Source organism: Gemmobacter aquatilis (assembly GCF_900110025.1).
Taxonomy (GTDB): Bacteria; Pseudomonadota; Alphaproteobacteria; order Rhodobacterales; family Rhodobacteraceae; genus Gemmobacter; species Gemmobacter aquatilis.
Genome location: NZ_FOCE01000004.1, coordinates 104,162 through 119,040, shown reverse-complemented (window position 1 = coordinate 119,040; position 14,879 = coordinate 104,162). Strand labels below are relative to the sequence as shown.

Below are 14,879 nucleotides of genomic sequence, written 5' to 3'. Positions count from 1 at the left end.
AGATGAAAGGGAGCGCGATGGAGTTCGATCAGGATCTGGATTGCGAAGGCATGATCTGCCCCTTGCCGGTGCTGAAAGCGCGCAAGGTGCTGATGGGGCTGGCACCGGGCGTGGTGCTGCGGGTTCGCGCCACCGATGGCATGGCGGCGGTGGATCTGCCGCATTTCTGCACCCAGGCCGGCCACGCGTTTCTGGGGGCCGAACCGCTGGGCGCCGCCACCGCCTATTTCCTGCGGCGCGGCAAGTGAAAACGCCGGGCGCAGGGCCCGGCGTTCAGAGGATCAGCGGTTTACCGACCACCAGCCCTTGCGTTTCGTCTGCGGCTCCCCGGCATCCGAGGCCGGCGCTTCCGCCTCGGCCGGATCGGGTTGCACCGTCTCGGCCACCGGCCATTCGCCCGGATCGGCCTGCAAGACCGGCTCCGCCGCCACCGGCGCTTCGGCAACCGTTTCGACGAAATCCGCGACCGGCGTTTCGACAACGGCTTCGACAGGCGGTTCGACGGAGACTGCCACCGGCTCGGCCAGCATCGCCTCTACCGTCAGCGGCGCGACCTCTGCCTCGGCTTCGGCCTTCGCCTTGGCCGATTTGCTGCGCGAACTGCTCGACCGGCTGGTCTTGGGCTTGTCACCTTCGGCCGTCACCGTCTCTGACTTCTGCGTCGCCGTCTTCGGTTTGGCGGTGGAGGATTTCGTCGCCCCCGTCTTGGCCGTGCCCGTCTTGGTGGCTGCCGTCTTGGCGGTGCCCGCCTTGGTGGCCGCCGTCTTGCTGCTCCCAGCCTTTTCGCCCACGGCCTTCTCGCCCTCAGCCTTCGGCGATGCGGACCGCGACAGCGTGGATTTCGACGGCGCCTTGGCAGCAGGCGCTTCAACCGGGGCTTCCGCCGCGATCACCGCCTCGGCCAGTTCGCCAACCAGCGGCACCGCTTCAGGCGCAACCGTCGCTGCATCCCCCACCGGCGACTCTGTCACCATCGGAGCCTCTGCCACGTCGGTCTCTTCACCGCCCGCCTCTTCGGCCTCGTCGAGGTCGTCGCCGTCGTCTTCCTCGTCCTCGTCAGCCCCATCGACCGGGCTGCCATCCTTGTTCTTGGATCCGCCACGGCGGCTGCGGCTGCGGCGGCGCTTCTTCTTCGCCCCGCCTTGGCCCGGCGCCCCGGCAGGGGTCGCGGCCACCACTTCGGCCTCGTCCTCGTCCTCCTCGTCCAGCGGCAGTTCCGGGTCGTTCTCGTCCTCGTCCACCGGCGCACCCATCAGGCTCGCATGGCCCGAGATCACGGCCGAGATTTCCGGCACAACCCGCGTCGCGGTCTTGAACTTCTCGATCGCGTAATCCGGCGACACCAGATGCGGATCGGCCTCAAGCCGCACCGCCATGCCATAGCGCGCCTCGATCAGGGCGATATGTTCGCGCTTGTGGTTGACCAGATAGTTGATCACCGCCACCGGCGCCTTCAGCAACACTTCTTTCGAGCGTTTCCGCGTGCCCTCTTCCTCCAGCGCGCGCAGGATGGTCAGCGCAAGGCTGTCATCCGACCGGATCAACCCGGTGCCATGGCAATGCGCGCAGGGCTGGGTGGTGCTTTCCAGCATCCCCGGGCGCAGGCGCTGGCGGCTCATCTCCATCAGGCCAAAGCCAGAAATGCGCCCCACCTGAATCCGCGCGCGGTCGGTTTTCAGCTTGTCTTTCAGCCGCTTCTCGACCGCCGCGTTATTCCGCCGCTCTTCCATGTCGATGAAGTCGATGACGATCAGCCCGGCAAGATCCCGCAGACGCAGCTGGCGCGCCACTTCTTCGGCGGCCTCCAGGTTGGTCTTCAGCGCGGTCTCCTCGATCGAGCCTTCCTTGGTGGCCCGGCCCGAGTTCACGTCGATGGCGACCAGCGCCTCGGTGATGCCGATCACGATATAGCCGCCGGATTTCAGCTGCACCACCGGGTTGAACATGCCCGACAGATAGCTTTCCACCTGATAGCGGGCGAACAGCGGAATGTCGGCGGCATAGCGTTGCACCACGCGGGCGTGGTTGGGCATGATCATCCGCATGAAATCCTTGGCGGTGCGATAGCCCGCCTCGCCTTCCACCAGAATCTCGTCGATCTCGCGGTTGTACAGGTCGCGGATCGTGCGCTTGATCAGATCGCCCTCTTCATAGATCGGCGCGGGCGCAATGGATTTCAGCGTCAGTTCGCGGATTTCTTCCCACAGCCGCATCAGATATTCGTAATCGCGACGGATTTCCGCCTTGGTGCGCTTGGCACCCGCGGTGCGGATGATCAGGCCGGCACCTTCCGGCACCTCCATCTCGCCCGCGATTTCCTTCAGCTTCTTGCGGTCCGGCGCATTGGTGATCTTGCGGCTGATGCCGCCGCCACGCGCCGTGTTGGGCATCAGCACGCAATAGCGGCCCGCCAGCGACAGATAGGTGGTCAGCGCGGCGCCCTTGTTGCCGCGTTCTTCCTTCACCACCTGCACCAGCATGATCTGGCGCACCTTGATCACTTCCTGGATCTTGTAGCGCCGGGCACGCGGCTTGCGCGGCGCGCGGATTTCCTCGGCCACGTCTTCTTCGGCGATGGATTCGATCTCGTCATCCACCTCGGCCGCATGGTCCAGCGCCTCGTAATGCGCCTCGCCCGTCCGTTCCGAGGCGACCTGCGCCCGGTCCTCGTTGCGCGCGACGAACAGCGCGTCGGCGCCGGTTTCCTCGCCCAGATCAACGACATCCATGCCGGCAATCGCGTCCGAAACCGAGGCCTCGGCGGTCACCACCGCATCGGACGCCACTACGGCCTCGGCCCGGGGCTTGTGGCCCGAACCATTGCCCCCGTTGCCGTTGCCGCCATTGCCATTGCGCGGCCCGCGCGACCGGGAACGGTTGTTCTCCTCGTCCTCTTCCGCCCGCGCCAGCGCCCGCTCTTCATCCAGCAGGGCTTTGCGGTCGGCGACCGGGATCTGGTAGTAATCCGGGTGAATCTCGGCAAAGGCGAGAAAGCCGTGGCGGTTTCCACCGTAATCGACAAAGGCCGCCTGAAGCGAAGGCTCCACCCGGGTCACTTTGGCAAGGTAGATGTTCCCCTGCAGCTGACGCTTGTTTACCGTTTCAAAGTCGAATTCTTCAACCTTGTTTCCGTCCACCACCACAACCCGGGTCTCTTCCGGGTGGGTGGCGTCGATGAGCATTTTCTTGGCCATGGTGTTCCATTGCGCCATGGCACGCCTCCCCTCGCCGGGGATGCCCGGAAAAGAGGCGGTCATGCAGATGGCGGCTTGTTCGGGCGGTGCTGCGCGATGCGACAGGCGCAGGGCGGCCCTTGGGCCCCCTGTCAATCGTCCTCGCATCCTGGTCGCGGCACATCGCGGTCTGTATCCCGGGCACCCTCGGCACCCATCTGAAAGCCTGCAGCCCCGAAAGACTGTTTGGCAAAGCTGTGGCCTTGCGGCCTGTGAAATCTGCCTGAGCGGCGCCTTGGGACCTGTGGCCCGTTCCGCGCGCCCGGCAGCGAAACTCTGTGACGGGGCCGCTCCCAGAACGGAAACCCCGATCCTGCGACAATAAGGGCAGCCCCGCCCCAAACACAATGGCTATTTTCCGACCGGGCCGGGCCCGGGGGGCTGTCTGCCCCCCACGGCCCCCTGCGGGGGCCTCCCCCTGAGGATATTTTCACCAAGATGAAACAAGGCCCTGTTTGCGGCTTTCATCTTGGCGCAAATATCCTCAGGGGGTGAATTGGGCCGCCTGCGGCCCAAGAGGGGGCGCGAGCGCCCCCTGCCCGCTCAGACGTAATCGGACCGGCTGAGCCCGTATTTCGCCATCTTCTCGTTCAGCGTCCGGCGCGGCAGGCACAACTCTTCCATCACCGCGACGATCGAGCCCTTGTGCCGGCGCATCGTGTTGTCGATCAGCATCCGCTCGAAGGAATCGACGTAATCTTTCAGCGGCTTGCCCTCGGTGGTCAGCACCGGCCCCGCCGCCTCGTTATCCGCCATCAGCAGCGAGGCGATGGAGCCTGAGCCGCGCCGGTTCTGCAGCACCGCGCGTTCGGCGATATTGACCAGCTGGCGCACATTGCCCGGCCAGGGCGCCTGCAGCAGTTGCGCCGCCTCTTGCGCGGTGATGCCCGGCGCATCGCAACCATATTCCTCGGCGAACTGTTCCGACATGCGGGTGAACAGCGTCAGGATATCCTCGCCCCGTGCGCGCAGCGGCGGCAGCAGGATGGTCATCGCGCCCAGCCGATAGAACAGATCCGGGCGCAGGATGTCTTCCAGCGTATTGTCCGGCGCATGTTCGTTGCAGATCGCGATGATCCGCGTCTCGGGCGGGGTGCCCTGTTCGTTGATCGTGGTCAGCAGCCGCGATTGCAGCGCATGGCTCAGGCTCTCGATGTCTTCCAGACATAGCGTGCCGCCCCGCGCCTCTTCGATCAGCGGGATGGTGCCGTCCTCGGTCGGGCCGAACAGCCGCGCCGCCAGTTGATCCTCGCTCCAGGCCGCGCAGGAAATCGTCACGAATTTCTTCGACGCCCGCGGCCCCACCGCATGCAGCGCATGGGCGACCAGCGTCTTGCCGGTGCCGGTCTCGCCGTCGATCAGCACATGGCTGTCCGCCTGCCCCAGATCGAGGATATCCTCGCGCAGCCGTTCCATCACCGGCGAGGTGCCGATCAGCTTTTTCATCAGCACCGAACCGTCCGACAGTTCCTTGCGCAGCGCCCGGCTGTCCAGCGTCAGGCGGCGGGCCTGCGTGGCGCGCTTGGCCAGTTCGGTCATCCGGTCAGGGTTGAACGGCTTTTCCAGAAAGTCGAAGGCGCCGATCCGCATCGCCTCCACCGCCATCGGCACATCGCCATGGCCGGTGATCATGATGACGGGCAAGCCGCTGTCCATGCTCATCAGCCGCTTCAGGAAGGCCATGCCATCCATCCCCGGCATCTTGATGTCACTGACGACAACGCCGGGGAAATCGGCGGCAATGGCCGCCAGCGCCTCTTCCGCGCTGCCATAAGTCACGGTGTCAAACCCCGACAGCGCCAGCCACTGGCTGATCGACTGCCGCATATCCGCCTCGTCATCGACAATGGCGACTTTCATTGCTCGGGCCATGTGGTCCTCATTCTGCTGCCTTGGCGCCTGCGCCCAATATGGGAAGCTGGATTTCGAAAACAGCCCCGCCCCCCTCGCCATTATGCGCGGTGAGCCTGCCGCCAAGGTCGGTCACGATGCCGGTCGAGATCGCAAGGCCGAGACCGATGCCCTCGCCGGGTTTCTTGGTGGTGTAGAAAGGTTCAAACAGGTTATCGAGATCGGCAATCCCGTGCCCATTGTCGCGCACGGTCAAGGTTGCCGTCTCGCCCGCCGACAGGATCAGGTCGATCTGCGGGCGGGTGGTTTCTTTCGTGGCATCCAGCGCATTGCGCAGCAGGTTGATGATGACCTGCTCCAGCCGGATCCGGTCGGCCATCACCATCACCGGGGCGCGCGGCAGGGTGCGAGTGATACGCACAACGCGCGCCTTCAGTTGCGGTTCCATCATCGACAGCGCCGAGGACACCGAATTGCGCATGTCCACCGGCTCGAACGCCTCGCCGCCCTTGCGGGCATAGGATTTCAACTGCCGGGTGATCGCGCCCATCCGCTCGATCAGATCGTCGATGCGCTGGAACGACGACAGCGCCTCGTCGGGGCGACGGCGCTGCAACAGCAGCCGCGCCCCGGCCAGATAGGTCTTCATCGCGGCCAGCGGCTGGTTCAACTCATGGCTCACCGCCGCCGACATCTCGCCCAAAGCGGCGAGTTTCGACGATTGCGCCAGCGTCAGCTCCGCCACTTCAAGGTTCTTCTGCACCTTCTCGCGTTCCGCGATCTCGCGCTGCAACCGGGCGTTCAGCAGCCGCAATTCCGCACTTTCGCGCTGAAAGCTGACAGATTGCGACCAGGCCCGCCGCGACAGCATGTAGAAGGTCACCGCCAGCAGGATGGCAAAACCCATGATCTCCAGCGCCAGCACGCCGTTCACCCGCTCGCGCACCGAATCATAGGCGGTGTAGGTGATCATCCGCCAACCGCGAAACGCCACGCGGCTTTCGGTCTTCATCACCGCCTCGCCGCTCAGATAGGCATCCGGCGGCTCCTGCGCCCAGTCGGCCGCCCCCTGCAAGGCCCGGCGGATCGCCGAAGGGGCATCGCGCGCCTCCAGCGCCTCGGCCAGCGGCAGCCCGCGCCAGCGCGGCTCGGTCGCCAGCAGCACGGTGCCCTCGCTGTCGGTCACCATCACCGCATCCTGCAACCCGGCCCAGGCGCGTTCGTATTTCATCAGATCCACCGCCACGACGATGACCCCCAGCAACTGGTTGTCATTGCGTACCGCCCGCGAATAGGTGAAATCGAACCCCATCGCCTCGCGCGGGGCGACGGTGAAAATCGTGTCCTTCGCCCGCTGCGCCTCGATGAACTGCGGCGAGGCGCGCAGACTGCCGCCCAGTTGCGTCCGGTTGGTCGCGCCGACAATGCGCCCCTCCACATCCAGCAACACGATCGAGGCCGCGCCGATTTCCGTCTGGAACGAGATCAACCGCTGCGAGGTGGAAGTATATTCGCTTTTCGCCAGCGCCCCGATCATCTCGGGGTCGCGCGCCAGCAGCAGCGGCACGACCGAGGTGCGCTGCAGTTCGGAAATCATGTTGCCGGAATACAGCGCCAGCCGCAGCTCTGATCGGTTGCGCGTCACCTCGGTGAAGCGCTCCGACAGCCAGCGGTTGGTGACGATCACCACCCCCACCGCCAGCAAGACCAACACCGTCACGACAAGCTTAACCTGCCAGGAAATCCCCGGTTCGCGGTCGCTGTCTCTGGTCGTCGCGGCAGTATCCGTCATGCCCGCAGTCTAGGCCGCGCGCGACGGCGCCTCAAGGTGCGGTCTGCTCAGGCCAGCGCCATCTTGCCGACGAGGCTGGCAAACAGCACCGCCCCGTCTGCCCCGCCATGCGCCGGATCCACCACCCGCTCGGGATGCGGCATCATGCCCAGCACGCGGCGGTTCTCCGACAGGATGCCCGCAATATCGCCCATCGAGCCGTTGGGGTTGTCGCCATAGCGGAAGGCCACCCGGTCTTCGCCCTGCAACCGCGCCAGCGTTTCGGCATCCACCGTATAGTTGCCGTCGTGATGCGCCACCGGCACGCTGATCCGCTGCCCCTTGGCATAGCCCGCAGTGTAATCGGACTCCGTGGTCGCCACCACCAGCTCCACCGGCTTGCAGATGAACTTCAGCCCGGCATTGCGCATCAGCGCGCCCGGCAGCAGCCGCATCTCGGTCAGCACCTGAAAACCGTTGCAGATGCCAATCACATAGCCGCCGCGCGAAGCATGAGCCTGAATCGCCGCCGCGATCGGCGATTGCGCGGCAATCGCGCCGCAGCGCAGATAGTCGCCGAACGAAAACCCGCCCGGCACGCCGACAATATCCACCCCCTGCGGCAACGCGCTGTCCTTGTGCCAGACCCGCACGACCTCGGCCCCTGCCTTTTCGAAGGCAACGGCAAGATCACGGTCGCAGTTGGAACCGGGGAAGGTGACGACGGCGGCTTTCATCGGGGGATCCTTTCAGACGCGGCGCGGGGGATGCCGCCCCAATAGCGCAAGCCCCGCGCGCTTTCCAGCCCCCAGACCGGGCCCGCGCCGGAATTCGTGGCCCGGCAGCGCATCGCTTGCGCAGGCCGGCGCTTAAGGCCGCAATTCGCCCCAGAGCTGGCCTCTGCTTGGTCACAATGATTGGTCAAGGTTCAAGGATTGCCAATGCCAGAGGACGATCCGATCTTACCCGACAGGAAACGCCGCGATGACAACGATCAGCTTCTACGCCCGCGGTGACAGCAATACCGCCAACAACGCCTCGCTGAACGCGAAGGGCATCTCGACCACGCCGGTCACGCAACTGACCTTCACCTCCGGAACCGGCGGCGACATCAAGCTTGATTACAACGGCGGGCAGAACGACCCCGACACCCAGGTCATCCTCAACGGCGTGACGCAGGGGTTCCGGGTCGAGTTCACCGGCAACCTGCCGACCACCAACAAGCTGGCCAATGTGAACGGCGTCGATCTGCGCGGCAAGGAAATCACCGTCATCACCACCGCAGACGGCCAGCGGTTCTTTTTCCTCAATGACGGTTCAGGCACGCTTGGCGTGATGACCGCCTTTCCGAACGGCGCGCACGGCATCACGGGCAGCAACTATGCCCCCGGCACGGTCCTGCTGTGTTTTCTGGGCGGCACCCGGATCGCCACCCCGCAAGGCCCGCGCGCAGTCGAGTCGCTGCGCCCCGGCGATGGGGTGACAACCGCCGATGGCCGGACCCTGCCGGTCCGCTGGATCGGAGACACCGTTGTCGGCGAAGCGGCCTTGCAGAAAGAGCCCGCGCTGCACCCCGTGATCATCCCGAAGAACTTTTTCGGGCCAGGCCTGCCCCTGCGCGCATTGGGCCTGTCACCGGGCCACCGGATTTCCTGTTCCGGCTGGCAGACCGAAATGCTGTTCGGCTGCTCCGAGGTGCTGCTGCCCGCAGCCCATCTGCGCGCATCGGTCAAGCCGCTGCGCCCGGTCGGGCCGATCACCTATTACCATATCCTTCTGGACGAACATGCCATGCTGATTGCCGAAGGCTTGCCCGCCGAAAGCTTTCAACCGGGCGCACGTGGCGCCACGGCCATGGGCGCGGCGGAAACCCGCGCGCTTTGCGATCTGATGGGCACCACCCTGCCCGAGCTTTTGTCCCGCCCGGATGCCGCCCAAACCCTGCGCCAGCACGAAACGCAGGTGCTTCTGGCGCTGCTGCGTCACCCGCAACGGGCCGCAGCAGCGTAAAATCAGGCGATCTCGACCGAGTATTTCTCGATCACCGTATTGGCCAGCAGCTTTTCGCACATCGCGGCCACTTCGGCCTCGGCGGCGGTCTTGTCGGTGGCGGCCAGATCCAGCTCGATCACCTTGCCCTGCCGTACGGCCTCCACCCCTTCAAAACCCAGCGTGCCCAGCGCGCGGCGCACGGCCTCGCCCTGCACATCCAGCACTCCGGTCTTCAGCATCACGGTCACACGGGCTTTCATGGGTTCATCTCCGCACTGGGATTCGTAGAGAGGGTGGATAGTCGTGGTTCAATGGGGCGATACCGTCTCTTGTCACGGTAAACAAGGGCTCTTCCTCGCCGCGCTGAGCCTCCGGTTCGACTACGCAAGTCACTTGAAATGACTGATGGAAATTGAATGCAAAACCAGCCCGCGTTGGACTTTCGATGAAGTATCGCGCCTCGAATTGGTCACTTGTATTAAAGCTTCCCTGCTTCAAGGAAATGTAATTGGGAAGTCCGCGAGCCAGTTTCATGACTGCCGCGTGATCGCCTGATGCGTTCGAAACCCAACGCGTTTTGAAACAGGTCTGAAGCGGAACACTTGCACCATGAAAGAGATACACGAGTGCGCAACTGATCCTTGCCGCCATGTATTCAACGGCGAAGTGAACCGCCGGATCCTCAAAGGTTGCGACTATCACTGGCCTCAAGAGCCCAGACGCATCCTTGACCCAGCCTCTACTTGATTTCCGGACAATCTCAACAATCGCCTCTGGAAATCGAGGAACAAGGCCAGAAATCATTGAATTGAAACGAGGTTCGACGTGATTTGCCTTGGATGACAATTGAAGAAACGCAATGAACGCGAAGAACTCGTCAAAGGGTGAATGCGCAGCATTGCAATGACTGCACGCAGGCACCTCCAAGCCAGAAGGACGATGCTTGTATTTGAATACGGCTTTTGGCGGGACGTGATCAATCGACCCCGCATCCACCTCACCACCACAGTAGCAACACTTGGGATGTTGCTTGAGAAAGAATGATAGTTTCGATTTTCGCTGGCCCAAATGACCCCTTTCAGTTGATCAGGGTCGGCTTGGTGGTATGGGTGACATTGGACGGCAGCACGCCAAGGCGCCGCGCCAGTTCGGTATAAACGTCGGCCAGCGGCCCGGGTTCGCGCACGAACCCTTCGCGGTCGGGCGCTTCCAGCCCGCGGGTATCCCACAGGCGGCAGCTGTCAGGGCTGATCTCGTCGGCGACGATCAGGCGCATGAAATCGCCCTCCCAGATCCGCCCGACTTCCAGCCGGAAATCCATCAGCCGGATGCCGACGCCCAGCATGACGCCGGACATGAAATCGTTCACCCGCAGTGCCAGCGCCACCATGTCATCCAGATCCTGCTGGTTGGCCCAGCCGAAGGCGATGATATGTTCTTCCGACACCAGCGGGTTCCCCAGCTTGTCGTCCTTGTAGTAATATTCGACGATCGGGCGCGGCAGCGGCGTGCCTTCCGGGATGCCCAGCCGCGTGGTGATGCCACCTGCGGCAAAATTGCGCACCACCACTTCCAGCGGCACGATCTCGCACATCCGCACCAGTTGCTCGCGCATGTTGATGCGGCGGATGAAATGCGTCGGCACGCCGATGGCGTTCAGCCCCGACATGAAGAATTCGGACAGGCGGTTGTTCAGCACCCCCTTGCCTTCCAGCCCGCCCTGCGGGGCGGTGCCGGGGGTGGCGCTGTCGTCCTTGAAATACTGGATCAGCGTGCCCGGCTCCGGCCCTTCGTAAAGGATCTTCGCCGTGCCTTCGTAGACCTTCTTGCGACGTGCCATGCATTTTCCCGAATCGCACATGGGACGAAAAGCCCGAAAGGCCCGTCCCCCTTGGCGCGGCTATAGTCCAAGCCCGCCGCCCCCGCAAGGTTTAGCGCCACCGGGGCACCTTGGGGCCTTGCGGCGCAAGGCGCGGGCGGGCATATGGAAAGCAACCGGAACCATATTCCTTAGGGGGGCCTTGCCATGACCACCTTCGACGACCGTGAAAAAGCGTTTGAAGCCAAATACGCCCATGACGAAGAGATGCAGTTCCGCGCCGAAGCGCGCCGGAACAAGCTGGCCGGGCTCTGGGCCGCAGATCTGCTGGGCAAGACCGGCGACGAGGCCACCGCCTATGCGATGACCATCGTGGAATCCGATTTCGAGGAAGCCGGGGTCGAAGACGTGGTGCGCAAGCTCGCCGCCGATCTGGGCGACAAATCCACCGCCGACACGATCCGCGCCAAACTGGCCGAACTGCTGCCCGTCGCCAAGGCGCAGCTGATGTCCGAAGCCTGATCCCTGCGGGATCTGTCAGGCTCAGGCCGCCCCGCCGGGCGGCCTTTTCTTTTGCCACCCTGCACGATCTTCACAATGAACATGAAGATTATGAATTTGCCTCATCCCGCCACCCGTGGCACAGGAAGGGCAAAGACCCAAGGCCGCACCCTGCGGCCCTCCCCCCCCCGTGAGGCGACATGACCGACGCTCTTTCCACCCTGCTGGCCACCCGCGACTGGCTGATGGCCGATGGTGCCACCGGCACCAACCTGTTCAACATGGGCCTCTCCTCCGGCGAGCCGCCCGAGTTGTGGAACGTGGATCAGCCTGACAATATCCGCGCGCTCTATCGCGGCGCGGTGGAGTCGGGCTCTGACATCTTCCTCACCAACACCTTCGGCGGCAACGCCTCGCGCCTGAAACTCCACGGCGCGCAGGGTCGCGTGCACGAACTGAACCGCATCGGCGCGGCGCTGGGGCGCGAGATCGCCGATGCCGCGGGCCGCACCGTCGTCGTCGCAGGCTCCGTCGGGCCGACCGGCGAGATCATGGCGCCGATGGGCACGCTGACCCATGCGCTGGCGGTCGAGATGTTCCATGAACAGGCCGAGGGGCTGAAGGCCGGGGGCGCCGATGTGCTCTGGGTCGAAACCATTTCCGCCCCCGAGGAATACCGCGCCGCCGCCGAGGCCGCCGCTTTGGCCGGGATGCCCTGGTGCGGCACGATGAGCTTTGACACCGCAGGCCGCACCATGATGGGCGCGACCTCTGCCGATCTGGCAGCACTGGTGGAAAAACTGCCGAACCCGCCGATTGCCTTCGGTGCCAATTGCGGCGTCGGCTCGTCGGATCTGCTGCGCACCGTGCTGGGCTTCTTCGCCCAAGGCACCGAACGCCCGGTGATCGCCAAGGGCAATGCCGGCATCCCGAAATACAAGGACGGCGCGATCCATTACGACGGCACGCCCGAGCTGATGGCCGATTACGCCGTGCTGGCCCGCGATTCCGGCGCCCGCATCATCGGCGGCTGCTGCGGCACCATGCCGGTGCACCTGAAAGCGATGCGCGAAGCGCTGGAAACCCGCCCCAAAGGCCCCCGCCCGTCGCTGGACGAAATCTCGGCCAAACTCGGCGCCTTCTCCTCGGCCTCCGACGGCACCGGCGACGAAGGCCCGGCCCGCCGCGAACGCCGCCGCGGCCGGTAACAGCCGAACGCCCGGTCCCAAGCCGCGCGGTTTGTACCTGCCAGACCCGTTCAGGCTGCGCGTTTCGCACGCAACCTGAACGGTCACCCTGCCTTACAAAATGAAATCACTGATGTCGAAATCGTGCAGACCGATCACGAGGATCCGCATGTCAACCGCATTGCTGCCGGTTGTATTGCAGGCGATGAACGTATTCCCGCCCGACTCGTAGACGCGCACCTGCCCCAGAGCCGTGATGCGCCCGGACCCGACGAAAGAAAACAGATCGTCGCCGCCACCCGCAATCGCGTCGATCCGGGACAGGTCGATCTGATCCGCCGCGTCGGCATTGAAATCGAGGATGCGATCGCGGCCAACCGTCCCGACCTTCGACTCGGCGATTGTGGCATAGATGAAATCGTCGTTCCCGGCCCCGCCGATCAGGCTGTCGGCGCCGATGCCACCGGTCAGGCTATCATCGCCATTGCCGCCATCCAGCCTGTCCCTGCCGCCATTGCTCTCCAGCAGATCATTGCCATTGGCGCCCTTCAGCAGATTGCCAACGTCCGACCCCCAGATGAAATCATGCTCTGCCGTTCCGACCAGCTTGCGCTGCCCGGCATCGAATTCGGTCGCGGCCGTCTTGATTGCGCCATAGCCCAGGCCAAGGCTCACGGGGTCATCCACATGATCCGCCCAACCGATCTGCCCCTGATACTCCCAATACAATGCCCTGGAGTCATTTACAAAATTGTCGGGCTGACCGCTGTGCCAAAACGTGAAATCCGACTCCTCGCCCGTCTCCCAGACCCAACCGCCGCCGGGTTCGGATGCGCCCTCGGTTTGCGTCAGTCCGATCCATGGCCCGGAGCGTGCGACATCACGCGGCTCAAAGCTCCAGGAATCTACGTCCCGCGCAAGCATCCCAAGAACGACATCGTTCTCCTCGGCGCTGGTGATCACGGCAAGATGCCCACCCAGGCCAAGCGCAAGGTCATGGGCTTCGGTATGGGTCAGGCCGTCTTCAACCCGCGAAATGATATATTGTCCTGTCGGCATCGAATGATCCCCCATCGTTTCTGAGAACGAATTTTGTTTCGAGCTATTCTGCAGCACTCCGACCCGCACGATCCTGTCACATCCCGACCGGCTAAAACGCCCGGTGCAAGACGGCGGCGGCGTGCAGATCAGCCAAAGGCCAAGCTCCCCCCTTCCTCTGACAGACTCATCCCAAACACCCGGCTTCGGATGTGATCACAATTCCATACCAACAGCCCCCTGTCGAGAACGGCGTATGGCTTGCCCGCGCGGTCCGCACGGGCGGCCTGTCCGGCGCGCCTTCGCAACGCAGAGTCCCGCCAGAACCCCCTCACCAGAAACTCATCTGATCCCCTGTCCGCGCGGGCCTGCGGAACAGATCGCACCGCAGCGGCGGCAGCTTCACCCCCAGCCCCTCGCGCGCCACCGCCTTGTCAAACCGCTGCGCCACAAGCTGCGACCACAGCCCCTCGCCGCGCATCCGTTTGCCCCAGGCGGGGTCATAGTCCTTGCCGCCATGCACCTCGCGGATGCGCGCCATCACCTTGGCCGCCCGCCCCGGCACCCGCGCTTCCAGCCAGTCCTGCATCATCGGCGCCACCTCCAGCGGCAGGCGCAGCATGATCCAGCTTGCCGCCACCGCCCCCGCCGCCTTGGCCGCCGCCAGAATCGGCTCCAACTCGTGATCGGTCAGCCCCGGAATGACCGGCGACACCATCACCCGCACCGGCACCCCTGCGGCGGACAGCCGCCGGATCACCTCCAGCCGCCGCGCAGGCAGCGGCGTGCGCGGCTCCAGCGCCCGGCTCAGCCCGGCATCCAGCGTGGTGACCGAAATGCCCACCCGCGCCAGCCCCCGCCCCGCCATCGGCGCCAGCAGATCCAGATCGCGTTCCACCAGCGTGCCCTTGGTGGTGATCGCCAGCGGATGCTGCCAGGCCGCCAGCACCTCCAGCACCGCACGCATCACGCCCCAGTCACGCTCCACCGGCTGATAGGGGTCGGTATTGGTGCCCAGCGCAATCGGCGCCACGCGATAGGCTTTCGCCCCGATCTCCCGCTCCAGCACCGCGGCGATTCCGGGGCGCGCGATCAGCTTCGTCTCGAAATCCAGCCCCGGCGACAGGCCCAGATAGGCGTGCGAGGGCCGGGCGAAACAATAGACGCAGCCATGTTCGCAGCCCCGATAGGGGTTCACGCTGCGGTCAAACGGCAGATCGGGCGAACGGTTGTAGCTCAGCGCCGACCGGGGCCGCTCCTCGCGCACCTCCGTCTGCAGCAGCCGCTCCTCCTCGGCCATCTCCCAGCCGTCATCCACCGCCACCCGGCTTTCGCGTTCAAACCGCCCGCTGGCATTGCCCAGCGCGCCGCGCGCGCGCAGCCGCATCTCCGGCCTGACTGTCCGATCCTTGCCATCCATGCCGGACACTAGAACACAACAGGAACATCCTGCAAGCCCCCGCCCGCTTTCCGCTTGACTGTCGCCT

At 64.7% G+C, this 14,879-nt stretch carries 12 protein-coding genes; 4 read left to right on the top strand and 8 right to left on the bottom strand.

The features are described from left to right. Nucleotides 1–17: 17 nt before the first annotated feature. Nucleotides 18–248: a sulfurtransferase TusA family protein gene (locus tag BMX43_RS09015; protein WP_091300538.1), complete on the top strand. Its 231-nt coding sequence runs from the start codon at nt 18–20 to the stop codon at nt 246–248. A gap of 33 nt (nt 249–281) precedes the next feature. On the opposite strand, the gene BMX43_RS09010 is transcribed toward BMX43_RS09015, so the two are convergent. The 4 genes from BMX43_RS09010 to purQ all read right to left on the bottom strand — a co-directional run bounded on the left by BMX43_RS09010 (nt 282) and on the right by purQ (nt 7,592). Next, nucleotides 282–3,194, bottom strand: a complete 2,913-nt coding sequence (locus BMX43_RS09010; protein WP_175482073.1) for an Rne/Rng family ribonuclease — start codon at nt 3,192–3,194, stop codon at nt 282–284. Nucleotides 3,195–3,776: 582 nt separating this feature from the next. Then, a complete protein-coding gene (locus BMX43_RS09005; RefSeq protein WP_091300535.1) occupies nt 3,777–5,105 on the bottom strand; it encodes a sigma-54-dependent transcriptional regulator in 1,329 nt (442 codons plus the stop codon). A gap of 7 nt (nt 5,106–5,112) precedes the next feature. Next, on the bottom strand, nt 5,113–6,876 hold the full coding sequence (locus tag BMX43_RS09000; RefSeq protein WP_091300531.1) for a sensor histidine kinase: 1,764 nt from the start codon (nt 6,874–6,876) through the stop codon (nt 5,113–5,115). 47 nt (nt 6,877–6,923) lie between these two features. Then, on the bottom strand, nt 6,924–7,592 hold the full coding sequence (purQ, locus tag BMX43_RS08995; RefSeq protein ID WP_091300527.1) for a phosphoribosylformylglycinamidine synthase subunit PurQ: 669 nt from the start codon (nt 7,590–7,592) through the stop codon (nt 6,924–6,926). A gap of 247 nt (nt 7,593–7,839) precedes the next feature. On the opposite strand from purQ, the gene BMX43_RS08990 reads away from it, so the two are divergent. Next, nucleotides 7,840–8,865, top strand: a complete 1,026-nt coding sequence (locus BMX43_RS08990) for a Hint domain-containing protein (RefSeq protein ID WP_091300523.1) — start codon at nt 7,840–7,842, stop codon at nt 8,863–8,865. Between the two features lie 2 nt (nt 8,866–8,867). On the opposite strand, the gene purS is transcribed toward BMX43_RS08990, so the two are convergent. Both purS and BMX43_RS08980 read right to left on the bottom strand, forming a co-directional pair. Beyond that, nucleotides 8,868–9,107, bottom strand: a complete 240-nt coding sequence (purS, locus tag BMX43_RS08985) for a phosphoribosylformylglycinamidine synthase subunit PurS (RefSeq protein ID WP_091300521.1) — start codon at nt 9,105–9,107, stop codon at nt 8,868–8,870. An 818-nt stretch (nt 9,108–9,925) separates the two neighbouring features. Beyond that, nucleotides 9,926–10,687, bottom strand: a complete 762-nt coding sequence (locus BMX43_RS08980; RefSeq protein ID WP_091300519.1) for a phosphoribosylaminoimidazolesuccinocarboxamide synthase — start codon at nt 10,685–10,687, stop codon at nt 9,926–9,928. Nucleotides 10,688–10,873: 186 nt separating this feature from the next. On the opposite strand from BMX43_RS08980, the gene BMX43_RS08975 reads away from it, so the two are divergent. Both BMX43_RS08975 and bmt read left to right on the top strand, forming a co-directional pair. After that, nucleotides 10,874–11,188, top strand: a complete 315-nt coding sequence (locus tag BMX43_RS08975; protein ID WP_091300516.1) for a DUF1476 domain-containing protein — start codon at nt 10,874–10,876, stop codon at nt 11,186–11,188. A gap of 179 nt (nt 11,189–11,367) precedes the next feature. Next, on the top strand, nt 11,368–12,375 hold the full coding sequence (bmt, locus tag BMX43_RS08970) for a betaine--homocysteine S-methyltransferase (protein WP_091300512.1): 1,008 nt from the start codon (nt 11,368–11,370) through the stop codon (nt 12,373–12,375). Between the two features lie 93 nt (nt 12,376–12,468). On the opposite strand, the gene BMX43_RS08965 is transcribed toward bmt, so the two are convergent. Both BMX43_RS08965 and BMX43_RS08960 read right to left on the bottom strand, forming a co-directional pair. Further along, nucleotides 12,469–13,482 (bottom strand): hypothetical protein, encoded by a 1,014-nt coding sequence (locus tag BMX43_RS08965; RefSeq protein WP_139201554.1) that lies wholly within the window; start codon nt 13,480–13,482, stop codon nt 12,469–12,471. 241 nt (nt 13,483–13,723) lie between these two features. Beyond that, the gene (locus BMX43_RS08960) at nt 13,724–14,812 is read right to left on the bottom strand and encodes a PA0069 family radical SAM protein (RefSeq protein ID WP_091300506.1); all 1,089 of its coding nucleotides are present in this window, start codon (nt 14,810–14,812) and stop codon (nt 13,724–13,726) included. Nucleotides 14,813–14,879 lie beyond the last annotated feature (67 nt).